Below are 15,808 nucleotides of genomic sequence, written 5' to 3'. Positions count from 1 at the left end.
TGAAAAGGGGACATTACTACTTTGCACAAAGGGGACATTACTACTTGGGGCTAACACATAGTATCTAGATGCTTGACAATTGCCGTCAAACATCTATAATGTGCACCTGTTGTTGACGCGGGAGTAGCTCAGTTGGTAGAGCGCAACCTTGCCAAGGTTGAGGTCGAGAGTTCGAGACTCTTCTCCCGCTCCAGATTTTAAAGGGGCTGAACAAAGCTTCCTTTTTTATTGTTGAAATTGATGGCCGATTTCAGCAAAAATGTTTTTGATGTCGTCCAGTATCTGCGGGAGTAGCTCAGTTGGTAGAGCGCAACCTTGCCAAGGTTGAGGTCGAGAGTTCGAGACTCTTCTCCCGCTCCAGATTCAAAAAAAGGAAGCCATTCGGCTTCCTTTTTTTAATGCCGGACAGATGGCCAGAAATTGCTGGTCATTCGTCTTTAGTAGCTGCGCAGTTTTGTTTTCGCGGTTACAATACGCACCTTTGGCGGGGTAGCAAAGTGGTTATGCAGCGGCCTGCAAAGCCGTGTACGCCGGTTCGATCCCGACCCCCGCCTCCAGTATTTGAAAAAAGCGCCGCGGCGCTTTTTTCATTTGTATCAGTTGTTCGTATCAGTTGTCTGTATTGCGTGGTTTGTATCGGGTCATCAGCATCAAGCTTTTCGTCTGAAGCTGCGTGGCTCATGTTTTAAAATTGCACATTGCCCGAGTGGTGAAACTGGTAGACACATCGGACTTAAAATCTCCTTTGTCAAGTCTTTTTCTCATCGGGGATGTGGGTACAGAGCTTGAAATGGCGCGGGTTTCCCGGGCTTTCGTGCAAATGGCACCAACAGCCCTCTGGCTGCTAGGTGTCATGTAGGAGCCAGTAGAGGGGTACAGTTGAAACAAGCCTAGCGTAGCTAGGCGAAACATCGGTTCGGCAACGAGCCAAGCTAGCCCGAGTGGTGAAATCGGTAGACACAAGGGACTTAAAGCAATTTGAGCCCTCCAGGGGAAACCCCGGAGGTGAAGCCCGTCAAATTCGGCGAAAGCCCTGGATGCTGCAAGCATCCGAGCCAACACCGAGCCAAGCCCCGGATCGAAAGATTCGAGGGAAGGTGTAGAGAGCAGACGGCGGGCACCTACGGCCGCAAGGCTATGGTGAAGGCGTGCTCCAGACCACGAACAGCGTTCGCGCTGGCGGCGAAAGCCGAAGTGGTAAGAAAATCCCTCGACTCGAAAGGGTCGTGCCGGTTCGATTCCGGCCTCGGGCACCAATTTGGAGAGCCGTCCTTGTTCAACCAGGGGCGGCTTTTTCATTTCTCTGCGTAGCGGCGGTACGCGGTAGTGCTGCTCGCTTAAACCCTCGATCTCGCGCCATGAACGCGTCGAGCATGTGCGGAATCAACGTCGTGGCATCAATCGGCTCGCCGTAGGTCTGAGCATGCAACGCGGCGTAGCGTTCCAAATCGGTCTTCAACGCGGTGGTGAGCGCAATGGTGATTTTGACTGTCTCAGTCTTGGTCGGCAGCGGCCCCAGCCGCAGCTTATTGGTGGATATGCTCATTGCGACGATCCCCTCTGGAAGAACAGCGGCTGATACGGCCGCAGGATCAGATCCTTGTTCACCATGACCCGCATCGGGAAGCCGGGCCGGATGGTCAGCGTCGGCTGGATGCTCACATTGCGTTTGGTGATCTCCTGACCGGTCTGGTTAACGGTGTCCTGGGCGCTCTGTCGAACAGCGACGGTGATGCCTCCGTTGCTGCCGCTGTTGTTTGGTGCTGCCAGCTCAGCACCCACGCCGAGCAGCGTGGACAATGCAGCGCCAGCAAGGATGCGATCCCAATGCCAATCGACGCCATCTTCCAGTCCGGCATAACCCGCCGGGTCGATGCCGGGCAGGCGGTCGAGCGAAATGGACGAGGTATCGGGCAGGATCAATCGCGTCCACACAAGTAATACGCGCCGCTGACCGAATGACACCTGGCTGTCGTAGCGGCCGATCAGGCGCGAGCCCTGCGGAATCAGCAGGAAGCGACCCGTGGCCGTGTCGTAGACCGCCTCGGTGACGTTGGCGATGACCTGTCCCGGCAGGTCGGAATTGATGCCCGTCACCAGCGCTGCCGGAATGATGGTGCCCGCCATCACCTGGTAGGGAGAGGCTGGCAGTTGCAAGCTGGCCGGATTGCGGGTCGCGGTGTCGCCGCCAGTGGCGACAAACGCCTGCTTCTGATCCTGCCGGTTTTGCACCGTCGTCGGGTCGGTCGGCTGCGCCGATGCGGCCACAGGGGCCATCGGATTGAACGGCTGGTTGCCCGATACTGGATCGGGCATGGCCGAACTCGCAGTGGGTGACGGCGCTGCTTTCACCGCACCGCTGCGAAAGAAAACCCCCGAACGTGCCGCCTCTTCGGCATCACCCGGTTGCGCAATGCGCCTAGTCTGCGCGGGCGCTCCCGCATTACGCTGCGCAACTATGGCCGGACCCAGGTCGCCCGGCAATGGCTCGCCCAAAACGGGCACCGGCTTGGCAGCTACCGGCACCTTGGAATAGTCCTTGGGCAACTGGTCGAGGTTCTCGGCATGCGAGACACGGTCCACATTGTACAACTCGGTGACCGCATTGCGCTCGCGCTTGTGCGATTGCAGTGACCACAGTGTGCCGCCCAACACGACCGCACCCAGCGTTCCCGCAAGCACGGCCAGCATGCGCCGATTCAGTCGCGTGACCGGGCGCGGCGAAGCGCGCAGAGCCATGGTGTCCGGGTCGGCCTTATTCGGCCCAGTTGGTGGTGGCGTGGCGGGCGTGCTCATGCTCAATGCCTCCGTGCCGTGCTGCCCACGCCATCGGTGCGCTCGATGCGAACCACAGCGGCCTTGTCAGCGCCCAGCCGCAACTCGGCCGCACCGAACAACCGATCCACCACGTAGTACGGCGAGCGGAAGCGGTAGTTCACGAGCTGGCCATCTCCCTGCGCTCCGATCACGAACAGCGGCGGCAACTCGCCCTGCGCGATGCCGGCGGGGAACTGGATGTAGACCCGCTCGCCGTCGTCGAAGGCGCGCAGCGGCTTCCACGGTGGGCTGTCGCCGGAAATCGCGTAGCGGAACTTGATCTGCTCCAGCGATAAACTCGAGTCCACCGGTGCAGAGGCTTGAGCCTGTTGCGCTTGCTTTTGCAAGGCCAGCAGGCGGTCTTTCGGATAGTCCCATGATGCAGAGGCCATCCACGCCTGCGGCGTCGAAGACAGTTCAAGCAGGTAGGTGCGGCGATTGGTGGTGATGACCAGGTTCGTCTTCAACCCGATGCGCGTTGGTTTCACGAGGATGTTCACACGCAGGCTGGCGCCCGCACCGCTGGCCGTGTCGCCGACGATCCAGCGCACGGTGTCACCGGCCGAGACCGTCACCAGCTCTTCGCCCTGCTGCAAGGCGATGACGGTGACGCGACCCGGACTGGTGTAGACCTGATACAGCGCGCCGTCCGCATAAGGCCAGACCTGGATGGCATTGATGTAGCCCTCGCGGCTCGGTGCCACGCGCGCTTCTGCATTGGCGTGCGCCACGCGAGTTTTCTCATCGGGTGATTCAGTTGCCGGTTTGTCCTCGGGTGCGTTGCGCAAGGACTTCAACTGCTCGGGCAGCGGCAGCGGTTTCGGCACTTCGACTACCTCGATGGGTTTGGGTGGCTCTGGCAACGCGTGCGCCGCGACAGATTCATCCAGCGTGATGTCAGGTGGCGGCTGTCCATGCGTGGCGCAGCCGGTGACGGTTGCTACGGTGACACTCAGGATTAACGGCAAAGCGACAATGCGGATTTGGGTTTTCATGGTTTCTTCACTCCTTCGTTCGCGTCGAGTTCACGGCTCCAGGACAGGCCGTTGACATAGATTCCCAGCGGGTTTTTGCGCAGTCGCTCTTCGGTGCGCGGCGGCTGCAACACCACGGACAGCATGGCGGTCCAGCGCTCAGTGCCAGAGGGAGAACCGTTCGCGTAGTTGCGCTCGATCCAGCGCACCTGAAACGAGGATTCGCTGGCGCGAACCACACTGGTGATCTCCACCGCCGTCGAGGCTTGGCCGATGCGCGCAAATGGATCGTTGGTGCGTGCGTAGTCGTTTAGCGTGGCCGCACCCTTGTCCGTCGTGTAGTCGTAGGCTTCGAGCCAGTTTTGGCGCACGACGATCGGATCGATCGACAGCGAGCGCACGTCGGTGATGAAGCGCGCCAGGTGGTAGGCGATCTGCGCGTCGTTCGGCTTGTACGGCGTGGCCGCTTCACCGACCGCGCGCACCTGACCGCCGGCGGCCACCTCCACCACATAAGGCGTGACGATGGATTGCGCTGAGCGCCACACCAGACCGCCGGCCATCAGCAATGCCAGCGACAGACAGCCGAAGGCCATCAGTCGCCAGTTCTTCGCCTGCACGCGGGCACTGCCGATACGCTGATCCCAGACCTGCGCAGCGGCTTGGTAGGGGGTGACAGGCTCGGGCGTTTCCGAGTAGCGCACCTGGGGTCGTTTGAATAGCATGAATTTATCTCCTCAAGGGTTCGAGTCAGGTGCTGGAGCCATCTCGCAGGCTCGGGCTGGCGCCGCTGCCACCGTGGTCGCCTGAGCGCAACGTGTGTGCCGCCGTCGAGACCGCACTGCTTGCCTGCTGTTTGCGCCGCATTTGTTTGGCCCAAGCGGGCTCGCCCGCAGGGGGCTTGGCTTCGGCCGATTCGGCCGATTCGGTAGCGCCGGATGCCGCCGCAGGCGCAGCAGCCTCCGCGACGAAATTCGCTACACGGTCCTTGACCGCTTTTGCACCGGCTGCGACACGCTGGCCGACAGCACCGGCACCGCTCTTGGCCAAATTGGCGAGGCCCGCACCAGCAGCACGAACACCGCTGCCTCCTGATGCCGCAGCACCGGCCTGGTAAGCGGATTTCGCACCGCTTGCCATAGAGCTGGTTGCACGCCCGGCCGATGCGGCGCTACCGATGGCCGCGCGCGCGGCACCCGGCGCCATGCGCGCACCCGCCGCTACCGCTGCGCCACCTGATGCGATAGCGGCACCACCGGCTACCGCCAAACCAGCGACACCCAGCGCCGTTCCGGCCGCAGCGCCAGCGCCGAGCTGTGGTGCGCCCGACACCAGCCCGGTCGCGATGCCAGGCCCGAAGATTCCCAGTCCCAGCATCGCCAGCGAGGCCAGCATGATGGTCAGCGCCAGGTCGATGGATGGCTCGGTGCCGGGCGGCACCTGAAACTGCGCAAACAGTCCTGTACCGATGCCCACGATCACGGCCAGCACCAGCACCTTGATGCCCGACGACACCACGTTGCCCAATACGCGCTCGGCCAGAAATGCCGTCTTGTTCCACAGCGCAAACGGCACCAGCACGAAGCCCGCGAGTGTGGTCAGTTTGAATTCGATCAGTGTGACGAAGAGCTGCACCGCCAACACGAAGAAGCTGATGATCACCACCAGCCAGGCGAGGAACAGCACCGAGATGACATCGAGGTGCGCGAACACTTCCGGGAAGCCGGTCATGTCGCTGATCTGCGCCATGATGGGCCGTGCCGCATCGACGCCGACCTTGGCCAGTAGGCCCGGCCGCAGAAACTGCGCTTGCGTCAGTGTGGAACCCGACGCCACCAGCCCGAGCCCGGCAAAGGAGCGGAACAGAATGCCCGCCAGATTGTTGAAATTGCCGATGATGAAAGCGAAGGCGCCGACGTACAGCGTCTTCTTGATCAGCTTGCCGATGACCTCTTCGCCGCCCATGGCCCAGAACAGTCCGGCCAGCGTCATGTCGATCACCACCAGCGTGGCGGTGAGGAACGTCACCTCGCCATGCAGCAACCCGAAACCCGAGTCGATGTAGCGCGAGAAGACATCGAGGAAGTAGTCGATGACCGACAAGTCGTTCATGGCTCAGTCCTTCGGCGCGGAACGTGGCGTAGCCGCTGGCACAGGCGCAGGTGTGTACGGCGTGCCGCTGCCCATGAAGCGCCGCCGCGTGGCCTCGGCGGCCATAGTGCATAGCGCATCGCCGACCTTGGCGTGGTCGGCCTTGCACTGGGCGCGGACATCCTTCAGTCGTTCGGGATTGGCCATCAGCGATTCGACGGACTCGGTGGGTGCCGGCTTGCTGCACGCGGCCAGCAGCAGGGTGCAGGCGGTAACGGTGAGAAGGGTTTTCATGGTCGAGTCCTCAGGGGTTGTAGTAGTTGATCGTGGTCGGCGTGTAGGGCGTGCCGTCGCCCTGGAAGCGCCGGCGCACTTCACGCGCACGCTCTTGGACTGCGACCTGCCGTGCTTGTTCCAGCGCGGCGGCCCGGTCCTGCGTGATCTGGAGCTGCTGCGCCTGGATGGCTTGGCGGGATTGCAACGCCAGCAATTGGTTCGTCGCCTGCGTGGCCTGAAGCGCGCCAACGGCCGACTGGCTGCGGTTCACGAGGTCAGTCAAGGTCTGTTCGTCGGATGCAAAGTTCTGTATTGCCTGTGACTGCACCTTGGTCGCGGTGCGCAGTGCCTCCAACGAGTTGCGCCAGCGCGTGCGGGCGTCGGTTGCCATCTGGCTACCCGAGGTGGAGGCCGAGTAGGTATCAGGATAGAGTCGCGTGAACTCGGCTTCCATTTGCGACACATTGAAGGCCAGCCCTTGCGCTTGTTGAATGAGCTGGTTCGTCGCAGACAGCGCTGCACGTAGCTGATTAAGTGCGCTGAAGTCCAGACTGGTCAGATTCTTGGCGTCGTTCATCAGCATCTGCGCCTCGTTCTGAAGCTGCTTGATCTGGTTGTTGATCTGCTCCAACGCTCGGGCGGCAGTCATGATGTTCTGCACGAGGTTGGTCGGATCGATCACGACCCACTGCGCCTGCGCAGCGGGCATGGTGCCCACCAGAACGGCGGCGGCGATGGCAAACAAGGTTTTCTTCATGGCTGCTTCTCCAGGGGTGTGAAGGGGAACGACGGATAAGAGGGGATCAGGTCTGCGGCCCAGTCGAGGCCGCGATGGCGCAGCCAGGCGGCTGCGAAGTTCGCAGGCGGCACCGACGCGGAAACGGTGTCGATGGCGCGTTGGTCTTCGGGCTTGGCTGCACCGGCAAACGCCAGCGCCACTGGACCAAGTCCCAGATCGAAGACCCGGTTGCCGAGCCGCGACTGGTAGTAGTAATCGCGCTTGGGCTGGGCGGTCGCCACGATATCGATCTGCCGCGAATTGAGGCCAAAGCCTTCGTAGATTGAGCGAATCTGCGGCTCGGTCGCCTGCGGATTGGGCAAGAAAATACGGTTCACGCAGCTCTCGATGATGGCTGGCGCAATACTGGAATCCTTGATGTCCGCCAGCGATTGCGTGGCGAAGATCACCGACACGTTCTTTTTTCGCAGCGTCTTGAGCCACTGGCGAATGCGCGCGGCGAACACCGGGTCATCGAGGAACAGCCATGCCTCATCCATGATCAACAGTGTTGGGGCACCATCAAGGCGTTCCTCGAAGCGGGCGAACAGGTAGCGCAGCACGGCCAGCGCAGCCGCCTTGCTGTGCATCAGCTCTTCCATCTCGAAGCACTGCACGTCGGCCTGCACTTTGGAATCAGCGAGCCGGTCATGGTCGGCATCAAGCAGCTTGCCGTGTGCACCGCCCAGCACATAGGGTTGCAGGGCTTGCCGCAGAGCATTCGATTGCAGCAGCGCAGACAAGCCGGTCATGGTGCGCTGATCAAGCGGCGCGCTGGCGAGACTGTTCAACGCCGACCACACAGCGTCCTTCACTTCTGGTCCAACGGCCACGCCTTCATGAATCAAGCGTCCTTCGACCCACTCGGCGGCCCAGGCGCGGTAGCTGTCCTGGTCGATGCGGGCCAGCGGCTGGAAGGCGATAGCGCCATCTGCGCCCAAGTCGTAGTGCTCGCCACCGAGCCCGAGCACGGTGGCGCGAATCGAACGCCCCATGTCGAACGCGAAGATGCGCGACCCGGCATAGCGGCGGAACTGCATGGCCAAAGTGGCCAGCAGTACCGACTTGCCCATGCCGATGGGGCCGACCACCAGCGTGTTGCCCACGTCGCCGATGTGCGTGACCAGTCGGAATGGTGTCGCGCCATCGGTGCGGGTCACGATCAGCGGCGGGCCGTCAAGATGCGCATTGCGCTCTTGCCCGGCCCATACTGCCGACACCGGCAGCATGTGGGCCAGATTCAAGGTTGAGACAATGGGCTGGCGCACGTTGGCGTAGGCATGCCCCGGAATCGACGATAGCCAGGCATCGACCGCGTTCAAGGTTTCGGGGATCGTCACGAAGCCGCGGCCCTGGATAGTCCGCTCCACTGCGCGTAATTTCTCGTCGGCGGCCGTTGCATCGGTATCGAGTACCGTCACGGTTGCGGTGACGTATCCGAATGACACCTGGTCACTGCCAAGTTCTTGCAATGCTGCATCGGCATCCGCTGCCTTGTTCGAGGCATCGGAATCCACCAGCGGGCTTTCCTGCTGAAAGATGGTTTCACGCAGCAGCGCGACGATGTTCTTGCGCTTGGAGAACCACTGGCGGCGCAGCCGCGTCAGTTCCTTCTCCGCCTCGGCTTTATCCAGGCACAGGAAGCGGGTGCTCCAGCGGTAGGCAAAGCCCAGGCGGTTGAGGTCGTCGAGCAAGCCGGGCCAGGTCGAGGTCGGGAAACCCCGCACCGATGCCACGCGCAGATGTTGGCTCCCGAGCATCGGTGCAAGCCCGCCCGTCAGCGGTTCGTCGGCCAGCAGCGCATCAAGGTGCATCGGCACTTCAGGCACTGCCACCGAATGGCGGCGCGTGGACACGCAGGCATGCAGGTAGGTCAAGGTCTGACCATCGTCGAGCCAGGCGATCTCCGGCATCACGCCTTCGAGCAAACCGAAGAAGCGTTCGGTCTCGGACACGAAGCCCTCCAGCCGTTCGCGCCAGTCCACGCCTTCGACCTTGGTGTTCTCGTACAGCAGCTTGGCGGCGCGGGCCGTTGATTCCTCTGGCGGCAGGTAGAGCAGCGTCAGGTGGTACGTGCTCTCGAAGTGGCTATCGGCTTCCTCAAAAACGGCGCGGCGCTCTTCATCGACCAGCCACGACAGCGGCTCGGGAAATACCGACTCCGGGTAGTCCGCCGCTTCGCGCCGTTCGGCCTCCACGAACAGCGCCCAGCCGGAACCGAACCGGCGCAACGCGTTGTTCAATCGCGCCGCCGTGGCGATCAGTTCACCTTGTGTCGCGCTGTCCAGATCCGGCCCGCGAAACCGCGCCGTGCGCTGGAACGAGCCGTCCTTGTTGAGTACGACACCCGGCGCGACCAGCCCAGCCCAGGGCAACCAGTCTGCCAGGAGCGCGGGGCGTGTGCGGTATTCGGCAAGATGCATCATGGCGTGTTCTCCGTGGGCCTCATACGTCCAACAACATGCGGTGCTTGATGTGTCGAGCGAAAACCGCCATGAACTGCGCATCCAAGCGCGCGCCCCAGACCGCCAACGAGTGCCCGACGATCCACAGCGCAAGACCGGGGAGCCAGAGTTGCAACCCGAGACCGACCGCAGCGGCCAGCGTGCCGTTGGCAATCGCCACCGTGCGCGGCGCGCCACCCAGCAAAATGGGTTCGGTCAACGAACGGTGCAGCGGCACTTCAAAGCCAGATGCGTCAGCAGGGAGCGCGTTCATGCGATCACCGCTCCGCCGGCGAAGCTGAAGAAGGTCAGGAAGAACGAGGACGCGGCGAACGCGATCGACAGGCCGAAGACGATCTGCACCAGCTTGCGGAAGCCGCCGCTGGTGTCGCCGAACGCCAGCGTCAGGCCGGTGGTAATGATGATGATCACCGCGATGATGCGGGCCACCGGTCCCTGGATCGAGTCCAGCACCGATTGCAGCGGTGCCTCCCACGGCATGTTCGAGCCCGCTGCGTGCGCAGGCTGTGCCACGCACAGCAACAGCGCCGCCATGACGATGATCTGCATACCGACCTGAAGCCGGGCGTTGTGCAGAAGCGGATTTACGGAAGTGTGCAAAGGTGTCATGACGGTTCTCCGGGTGTTGATGAAAGGGAAGGGAAGGAAGGCATCAGCTCCGTGCTGAGCCGGTAGCCGTGGCTGTCGAAGCCGGTGACGCGGGCGATTTCCTGCACGCGGCGCGCATGGCCGCGACCGGCGATGTAGACGATGACGTTCACGGCCTCGGCGATCAGGGCGCGTGGTGCGGTCACGGCGACTTCGAGGATCAGTTGTTCCAGCCGCAGCAACGCGCCCGCTGCGGAACCGGCATGGACGGTCGCGATGCCGCCCGGATGGCCGGTGCCCCAAGCTTTGAGCAGGTCGAGCGCTTCGGCACCGCGTACCTCGCCCACGACAATGCGGTCCGGCCGCAGCCGCAGGGTCGAACGCACCAGCTCGGCCATGGTCACGACACCGGCACGGGTGCGCAGCGGGACGTGGTCGAGTGCCGTGCATTGCAGTTCCACCGTGTCTTCGAGCACGATCACGCGGTCGCCGGTGGCGGCGATTTCGTCGAGCAGGGCATTGGCCAGCGTGGTCTTGCCCGTGCTGGTGCCTCCCGCGATCAGGATGTTCTGGCGTTCGCGCACGGCTGTCTGCAGGAAGGCCGCTTGCGCCTCGGTCAGGATGCCGTCGGCCACGTAGGTGTCGAGCCGGATCAGGCTGACCGCGCGCTTGCGCAGCGCGAACACCGGCCCCGGCGTCACGGGCGGTAGCGCGCCCTCGAAACGCTCGCCCGTTTCTGGCAGTTCGGCGGATAACAGCGGCTTGCCCGCATGCACTTCGGCACGCACATGGGCGGCGACCAGCCGGATGATGCGTTCGCCGTCGGCGGGCGTGAGGCTGACACCCAGCGGTTCGCGCCCACTGCTCAGTCGATCGATCCACAGCGAACCGTCGGGGTTGAGCATGACTTCCACCACGTCCGGGTCGTTCAAGGCCTTGGCGATGTCCGGCCCCATCGCCGTGCGCAGCATGCGCACGCGACGTTCCAATGCCAGCGAGGCCGACAAGCCCTGATCGCGCGGCGGGTTGGTCATGACGGTGCTCCCCCGGATTCGTCGGCAGGTGCTGCGGCGCGAACGTTTTCTTGCTGTCCGAAGAACTGGCTGGGGTCGGGCTGGATTTCCTCTACCACGTCCTTGACCAGACTGCGCCCGCGCAGCAGATGCCGACCGAGTTGTTCGATAAACTGCTCGAAGCGTGCGCGACCCTGAGCGCGCGCCGCTTCCTGATGCGCTTCCGGTACCGGGGTGCTGACGGTCAGGAAGTAGCGCACGTAGAGCGCCAGCGTCTCGATCAGGATGTTCTGATCCCGCTCCAGCTTGTCGAGCTGGCGAGACAAGCGGTCCAGCCGCTTGGCGATGGCGGCTTCGCGCTGGTCGCCGGAGTCGGGCGACAGGAACGAGGCCAGCGCGGCGGCGACGATCGAGGATTTGGACAAACCCTTCATGGCCGCCAGCTCGTCGAGCCGCTTGGCGTGCTCGTGTTCGATGAAAAGGTTCAGACGTGTGCGGCTCATAGGGATATCCCGTCATCAGGGTCAAGTGCGGCTAGCCGCGCCGTGCGTAGCAGGCGTGGATCGAGTTGGGTGGGCAGCGACAAGTCGTCGTCATCGAACAGGCCCAGGTCGTCCACTGCGTGTTCTGGTTCCGGCGTGAATACGACTTCGGACAGTTCCGGCTGCTGCTGGTGGCCACCGTCGTCGATGGACTCGCCGTGCGCGGGCAGGACCAAGCCGAGAATCGGTGCGGCGGGTATCGCCAGTCCGGTCCAATCGTCCGGCCGCAATGGCGGTGCATCGGCGTAGTGCCCGAGTTGCAACGGCGGGGGCGGCAGCATGCGCGTCTTGAAATTCGCATCCAGGTAATAGCGAATTTTTTGCGCCTTGATCGGTGGATGGCCGGATACCATCACCACCTCGTCGTCGGGCGGCAGTTGCATGACCTCGCCGGGCGTGAGCAGCGGTCGTGCCGTCTCTTGCCGCGATACCATCAAGTGGCCGAGCCACGGGGCCAGCCGGTGGCCTGCGTAGTTGCGCTGCGCGCGCAATTCGGTTGCGGTGCCCAATGCTTCGGAAATACGTTTGGCCGTGCGTTCGTCGTTGGTGGCGAACGCGATGCGCACGTGGCAGTTATCGAGGATCGAATGGTTTTGGCCATAGGCCTTGTCGATCTGGTTGAGCGACTGAGCAATGAGAAATGCGCGCAGTCCGTAGCCGGCCATGAAGGCCAGGGCGGACTCGAAGAAGTCGAGCCGACCCAGTGCCGGGAACTCGTCGAGCATCAGCAGCAACTTGTGGCGTCGGACAATGCCGTCTGAACCATCGAGTGACTCGGTCAGGCGTCGCCCGATCTGGTTGAGGATCAGCCGGATCAAGGGCTTGGTACGGCTGATGTCCGAGGGCGGCACCACCAGGTACAGCGACACCGGGTGGCCGGCATCAATCAAGTCGGCGATGCGCCAGTCGCAGCGTGACGTGACTTCGGCCACGGTGGGATCGCGGTACAGACCCAAGAAACTCATCGCGGTGGATAGAACACCGGATCGCTCGTTGTCGCTTTTGTTCATTACCTCGCGCGCTGCCGATGCGACCACCGGGTGTGTTGTTTCGCCTAGGTGTCGCGTCGTCATCATCCGGTGCAGCGTGACCTCGAACGGGCAGGCCGGATCGGACAGAAAATTGGCGACGCCGCGCAGCGTTTTGTCCTCGCTGGCGTAGAGCACATGCAGGATCGCGCCGACCAGCAGTGCGTGTGAAGTCTTCTCCCAATGGTTGCGCCGCTCCAGAGCGCCTTCGGGATCGACCAGGATATCGGCGATGTTCTGCACGTCGCGCACCTCGTGCATGCCGCGCCGAACTTCAAGCAGCGGGTTGTATGCAGCGGAGCGTGCATCGGTCGGGTTGAACAGCAGGCAGTGTGAGAAGCGTGCGCGCCAACCGGCGGTCAAGGTCCAGTTCTCGCCCTTGATGTCGTGGATCACGGCCGAGCCGGGCCACGAAAGTAGCGTTGGCACAACCAGGCCGACACCCTTGCCGGAGCGGGTAGGCGCGAAGGCCATCACATGCTCTGGACCTTCGTGGCGCAGGTAGTCGCCATCTTTGCGGCCCAGAAAAACGCCGGCAGGGCCGGTCAGCCCGGAACTGCGGATTTCAGCGGGCAGCGCCCAGCGTGCCGAACCGTAGGTCGTGACCAGCTTGGACTGCCGTGCGCGCCACACCGACATGGCGATGGCCACCATCGCACCGGCGAAGCCGCTGCACGCTGCGATGGCGCCGCCGCGCAGGAAGATGTCGGGCGCATAGGCATCGAAGAAGTACCACCACTCGAACAGCCGCCACGGGTGATAGATGGGTGTGCCCAGCAGGTCGAACCACGGCGCACCGAGGCGCATCTGGTATCCGAGTGCCGCCGCCGTCCACTGGGTGGCACTCCATAGCCCCAGTAATGCGGTGGCGAAAACCATCGTGATCTGGCCAATCAGCACACCGGTCGGCACCATGCGCTACCCCCTCATGTGATTTCTCGATTCAATCCAATTCGATGGACCGTCAGCGCGGTACCCGCGAATCAGGATCGGCCGATCGTCAAGTCTCAAAGCGGCACCGATCCGGCACCGTTTTAAACATCACAAGTTTGGGGGCGCCGCGAGTATGAGAAAACCCGCTCCGGCGAAGGTCGGCTAAGAGGGGAGTACAGCGATGATTATTTACGTTCAGCGCTGATCGTTCGTCGGTTCGAGCAGTCTGCTTGCAACTAAACGTTTCCAAAAGGCTGACGCATTCCCGCCCCAGAACGCATCACGTACATAGGGAGTCAATGGCAGCCTGCGACGCAGGCGCTCCGGCAGATCGATGCGCTACATGCTAAAACACTGGAAGGGGTTGACGCTGTTTCTCCGGAAAGCCGGGGCGCCTGTTGACAATAATCGGATTCATGCCGCTAGCGGCATGAACAATATAATGCCGACTCCCGGATTATGCCGCGGTCGCGTCGCATGCTGACACTTTTGTGAAGGGAACCCTGATTCTGGTCGCTGGATTTGTCGGCATAATAAAAAGTCTTTCAAGGAAGGTGAGCAAGGGGGCAGTGGCTGGTAACCGTCTGGCACGAGGCCGCTGACGGTGGCCTGTGCGAGCGCGCCGTCTTCGAATGGTTCTGTCATCGTAGATTTCTCATTGGCGGTCAAGATTCACAGCCTGAAGAGGCCACAAGGATTATGCCGCGTCACTGACCATAAAAGGCAGGACAGATGCGCACCTGAACCCTCTGCGCGGCATAATTCGGGAGTCGGCATTATATTGTCGAGCGGGCTCTGAAAAAAGCCATCATCCACCGCAAGAATTCGTTGTTCTATCGCAGCGTGCGCGGCGCCGAGGTCGGCGACATCTTTATGAGCCTGATCTATACATGCGAGTCATGCAAGGCCAACCCGTTCGAGTATTTGCAGGCCTTGCAGAAGCATGCGGCCGACGCGGCCGACAAGCCGCATCTCTGGCTGCCATGGAATTACGAGGAAGCACTGGCCCATCATTAGCGGCGGCGTGTCAGGGTCACGCGGCCACCTGCAGCCGGCGCCATGGCGGCGGGACGTTTGCCTGCGCCGGATCGCCACCCATCAGGAGCACCTGCAACTCGCACGCCTCGAGCGTGCGGGCCGGACTCGCGCCGTCCGGCCAGAAGGCCAAGCGTCCGCTCGACAAACGCTTCTGGCACATCCAGTAGCCGCCCCCGTCATACATCAAAATCTTGATCGCGCTGCGACGGCGGTTGCTGAAAACGAACAGGCCGCCGCTGAACGGGTCGGCGTCGAGGCGCTGCCGGCACAGGGCGACAAGGCCGTCGATTCCGGCGCGAAAGTCGATCGGATCGACCGCCACCAGGATGCGCATGTGCGGCGTGATTTGGATCATCGCGCGCTCCAGAAAGCGCTGGCAAGGCCGGCAAGGCCATCGATGTTGCCCAGCTCGACACGCATCTTGCCGCCCCGTGCATTCTCCATCTCGACGACGCATTGGGCCGCCGGCACGGCGCTCGATGCCGGCTGCGCAAACAGTTCAACGAACTGGGAAGCCGCCTTGGCCGTTCGCGTTGAGCCGGCGTTACGGGCGATATGCTTCTTCAACAGGTTGCAATCGACACGCAACTCCTGCGCGGTCCGCTGTAAGCCATGTTGCGCCACCAGGCCCACCGCCGAAGCCCATAGCGCATTGGAGATGCGCTCACCGCGCTTACGGCCCTTACGCCAGAGCGCAAAGCGGTCTTTGACTTGCTCGAGGCTCTCGCCAGGCCACACATCTTCCGCGGATTTCGTCGTTGCCTTCATCGTCTGCTCCATTCGTGATTGATATGGGAGCGACGATAGCAAGTCGGCTAAGAAAATTCATGCAGCTTTGCCGGAAGGACACTATCGTTTCGCGGGATTGTGGGCCTAGACACCGAGACATTTAAGACGAGCTTCGTGATCTGAGATACGCATTCTGTCCGAACGACACCTTGTACTAGATATGCGGGAGCAAATGCCTTCGCCTTTTTGAAGAACGCTAGGCTCGATGGGTCCTGACAATCACATTCCAACACGCGATCATGTTTGAACTTATACACATGGCAGTCAGAAATCTCCCGTACTCAGAAGCCTCTCAGTTCCACTACTGCGCTCCAACAGGCGCGTGGCCACTTCTTCGATGCGCCCCCTGTTTTGATTAAAAGTACTAACCCAACTCTGGCCAGACGAGGAAGTGAGGTCGAAGTGATCCTCAAGCGCCTCGCGTGAAATAACGCACCATACTCTGTCACCATCGACAATAGCCTGGAACGCAACCC

17 protein-coding genes and 3 tRNA genes are annotated in these 15,808 nt (G+C 62.1%); 4 read left to right on the top strand and 16 right to left on the bottom strand.

All coding sequences use genetic code 11. The features are described 5' to 3' along the window. The first annotated feature begins 117 nt into the window (after positions 1-117). From ACFOFO_RS22690 to ACFOFO_RS22680, 3 genes are all read left to right on the top strand, one after another. Positions 118-193, top strand: a tRNA-Gly gene (locus tag ACFOFO_RS22690). Positions 194-284: 91 nt separating this feature from the next. Further along, positions 285-360, top strand: a tRNA-Gly gene (locus ACFOFO_RS22685). A gap of 123 nt (positions 361-483) precedes the next feature. Beyond that, positions 484-557: transfer RNA gene (locus ACFOFO_RS22680), tRNA-Cys, on the top strand. A gap of 719 nt (positions 558-1,276) precedes the next feature. Here the strand turns inward: ACFOFO_RS22680 and ACFOFO_RS22675 are convergent. From ACFOFO_RS22675 to ACFOFO_RS22615, 13 genes are read right to left on the bottom strand one after another with little or no spacing between them, the layout of a single operon-like run. Then, positions 1,277-1,540: a DUF2274 domain-containing protein gene (locus ACFOFO_RS22675; RefSeq protein ID WP_463401510.1), complete on the bottom strand. Its 264-nt coding sequence runs from the start codon at positions 1,538-1,540 to the stop codon at positions 1,277-1,279. Positions 1,541-1,542: 2 nt separating this feature from the next. Next, complete coding sequence (locus ACFOFO_RS22670) at positions 1,543-2,796, bottom strand: TraB/TrbI/VirB10 family type IV secretion system protein (protein WP_390324388.1); 1,254 nt, start codon at positions 2,794-2,796, stop codon at positions 1,543-1,545. Between the two features lie 2 nt (positions 2,797-2,798). Then, positions 2,799-3,812 carry a P-type conjugative transfer protein TrbG gene (gene trbG / locus ACFOFO_RS22665; protein WP_390324389.1) on the bottom strand — a complete coding sequence of 338 codons (1,014 nt, stop codon included), beginning with the start codon at positions 3,810-3,812 and terminating at the stop codon, positions 2,799-2,801. Then, entirely contained in the window at positions 3,809-4,516 is a 708-nt protein-coding gene (gene trbF / locus ACFOFO_RS22660; RefSeq protein WP_390324390.1) for a conjugal transfer protein TrbF, read from the bottom strand. The genes trbG and trbF overlap by 4 nt, the downstream gene beginning before the upstream one ends. Before the next feature lie 25 nt (positions 4,517-4,541). Then, complete coding sequence (gene trbL, locus ACFOFO_RS22655; RefSeq protein ID WP_390324391.1) at positions 4,542-5,903, bottom strand: P-type conjugative transfer protein TrbL; 1,362 nt, start codon at positions 5,901-5,903, stop codon at positions 4,542-4,544. A 3-nt stretch (positions 5,904-5,906) separates the two neighbouring features. Next, positions 5,907-6,176 carry an EexN family lipoprotein gene (locus tag ACFOFO_RS22650; protein WP_390324392.1) on the bottom strand — a complete coding sequence of 90 codons (270 nt, stop codon included), beginning with the start codon at positions 6,174-6,176 and terminating at the stop codon, positions 5,907-5,909. Positions 6,177-6,186: 10 nt separating this feature from the next. Beyond that, positions 6,187-6,915, bottom strand: coding sequence for a P-type conjugative transfer protein TrbJ (trbJ, locus tag ACFOFO_RS22645; protein WP_390324394.1), 729 nt, complete (start codon positions 6,913-6,915; stop codon positions 6,187-6,189). Further along, positions 6,912-9,362 carry a conjugal transfer protein TrbE gene (trbE, locus tag ACFOFO_RS22640; protein ID WP_390324395.1) on the bottom strand — a complete coding sequence of 817 codons (2,451 nt, stop codon included), beginning with the start codon at positions 9,360-9,362 and terminating at the stop codon, positions 6,912-6,914. The genes trbJ and trbE overlap by 4 nt, the downstream gene beginning before the upstream one ends. A gap of 19 nt (positions 9,363-9,381) precedes the next feature. Next, a complete protein-coding gene (locus ACFOFO_RS22635) occupies positions 9,382-9,654 on the bottom strand; it encodes a VirB3 family type IV secretion system protein (RefSeq protein WP_390324396.1) in 273 nt (90 codons plus the stop codon). After that, positions 9,651-10,010 carry a TrbC/VirB2 family type IV secretion system protein gene (locus ACFOFO_RS22630; RefSeq protein ID WP_390324398.1) on the bottom strand — a complete coding sequence of 120 codons (360 nt, stop codon included), beginning with the start codon at positions 10,008-10,010 and terminating at the stop codon, positions 9,651-9,653. The genes ACFOFO_RS22635 and ACFOFO_RS22630 overlap by 4 nt, the downstream gene beginning before the upstream one ends. After that, positions 10,007-11,023, bottom strand: a complete 1,017-nt coding sequence (gene trbB, locus ACFOFO_RS22625; RefSeq protein ID WP_390324400.1) for a P-type conjugative transfer ATPase TrbB — start codon at positions 11,021-11,023, stop codon at positions 10,007-10,009. Before trbB ends, ACFOFO_RS22630 begins: the two co-directional genes overlap by 4 nt. Then, a complete protein-coding gene (locus tag ACFOFO_RS22620) occupies positions 11,020-11,505 on the bottom strand; it encodes a CopG family transcriptional regulator (protein ID WP_390324402.1) in 486 nt (161 codons plus the stop codon). The genes trbB and ACFOFO_RS22620 overlap by 4 nt, the downstream gene beginning before the upstream one ends. Then, positions 11,502-13,487 (bottom strand): conjugal transfer protein TraG, encoded by a 1,986-nt coding sequence (locus ACFOFO_RS22615; protein WP_390324403.1) that lies wholly within the window; start codon positions 13,485-13,487, stop codon positions 11,502-11,504. Before ACFOFO_RS22615 ends, ACFOFO_RS22620 begins: the two co-directional genes overlap by 4 nt. 846 nt (positions 13,488-14,333) lie before the next feature. Between ACFOFO_RS22615 and ACFOFO_RS22610 the strand changes: the two genes are divergently transcribed. Then, positions 14,334-14,522 carry a hypothetical protein gene (locus ACFOFO_RS22610; RefSeq protein ID WP_390324405.1) on the top strand — a complete coding sequence of 63 codons (189 nt, stop codon included), beginning with the start codon at positions 14,334-14,336 and terminating at the stop codon, positions 14,520-14,522. A 16-nt stretch (positions 14,523-14,538) separates the two neighbouring features. On the opposite strand, the gene tnpB is transcribed toward ACFOFO_RS22610, so the two are convergent. From tnpB to ACFOFO_RS22595, 3 genes are all read right to left on the bottom strand, one after another. Then, positions 14,539-14,898, bottom strand: a complete 360-nt coding sequence (tnpB, locus tag ACFOFO_RS22605; protein ID WP_390324406.1) for an IS66 family insertion sequence element accessory protein TnpB — start codon at positions 14,896-14,898, stop codon at positions 14,539-14,541. Continuing rightward, positions 14,895-15,311 carry a hypothetical protein gene (locus ACFOFO_RS22600; RefSeq protein ID WP_390324408.1) on the bottom strand — a complete coding sequence of 139 codons (417 nt, stop codon included), beginning with the start codon at positions 15,309-15,311 and terminating at the stop codon, positions 14,895-14,897. Before ACFOFO_RS22600 ends, tnpB begins: the two co-directional genes overlap by 4 nt. 285 nt (positions 15,312-15,596) lie before the next feature. Continuing rightward, the coding region (locus tag ACFOFO_RS22595) for a DUF1488 family protein (RefSeq protein WP_390332947.1) at positions 15,597-15,808 on the bottom strand (212 nt) is incomplete at its 5' end.

This window comes from Pseudundibacterium arcticum (assembly GCF_042646465.1).
In the GTDB taxonomy this organism is placed as follows: domain Bacteria; phylum Pseudomonadota; class Gammaproteobacteria; order Burkholderiales; family Burkholderiaceae_D; genus Undibacterium_A; species Undibacterium_A arcticum.
This window is presented reverse-complemented; position numbering and strand designations above follow the sequence as displayed.

Bases quoted from the DNA above. Each gene is read 5' to 3' on its own strand.
- ACFOFO_RS22670 (WP_390324388.1), bottom strand. From the start codon at position 2,796: ATGAGCACGCCCGCCACGCCACCACCAACTGGGCCGAATAAGGCCGAC.
- trbG (WP_390324389.1), bottom strand. From the start codon at position 3,812: ATGAAAACCCAAATCCGCATTGTCGCTTTGCCGTTAATCCTGAGTGTC.
- trbF (WP_390324390.1), bottom strand. From the start codon at position 4,516: ATGCTATTCAAACGACCCCAGGTGCGCTACTCGGAAACGCCCGAGCCT.
- trbL (WP_390324391.1), bottom strand. From the start codon at position 5,903: ATGAACGACTTGTCGGTCATCGACTACTTCCTCGATGTCTTCTCGCGC.
- ACFOFO_RS22650 (WP_390324392.1), bottom strand. From the start codon at position 6,176: ATGAAAACCCTTCTCACCGTTACCGCCTGCACCCTGCTGCTGGCCGCG.
- trbJ (WP_390324394.1), bottom strand. From the start codon at position 6,915: ATGAAGAAAACCTTGTTTGCCATCGCCGCCGCCGTTCTGGTGGGCACC.
- trbE (WP_390324395.1), bottom strand. From the start codon at position 9,362: ATGATGCATCTTGCCGAATACCGCACACGCCCCGCGCTCCTGGCAGAC.
- ACFOFO_RS22635 (WP_390324396.1), bottom strand. From the start codon at position 9,654: ATGAACGCGCTCCCTGCTGACGCATCTGGCTTTGAAGTGCCGCTGCAC.
- ACFOFO_RS22630 (WP_390324398.1), bottom strand. From the start codon at position 10,010: ATGACACCTTTGCACACTTCCGTAAATCCGCTTCTGCACAACGCCCGG.
- trbB (WP_390324400.1), bottom strand. From the start codon at position 11,023: ATGACCAACCCGCCGCGCGATCAGGGCTTGTCGGCCTCGCTGGCATTG.
- ACFOFO_RS22620 (WP_390324402.1), bottom strand. From the start codon at position 11,505: ATGAGCCGCACACGTCTGAACCTTTTCATCGAACACGAGCACGCCAAG.
- ACFOFO_RS22615 (WP_390324403.1), bottom strand. From the start codon at position 13,487: ATGGTGCCGACCGGTGTGCTGATTGGCCAGATCACGATGGTTTTCGCC.
- tnpB (WP_390324406.1), bottom strand. From the start codon at position 14,898: ATGATCCAAATCACGCCGCACATGCGCATCCTGGTGGCGGTCGATCCG.
- ACFOFO_RS22600 (WP_390324408.1), bottom strand. From the start codon at position 15,311: ATGAAGGCAACGACGAAATCCGCGGAAGATGTGTGGCCTGGCGAGAGC.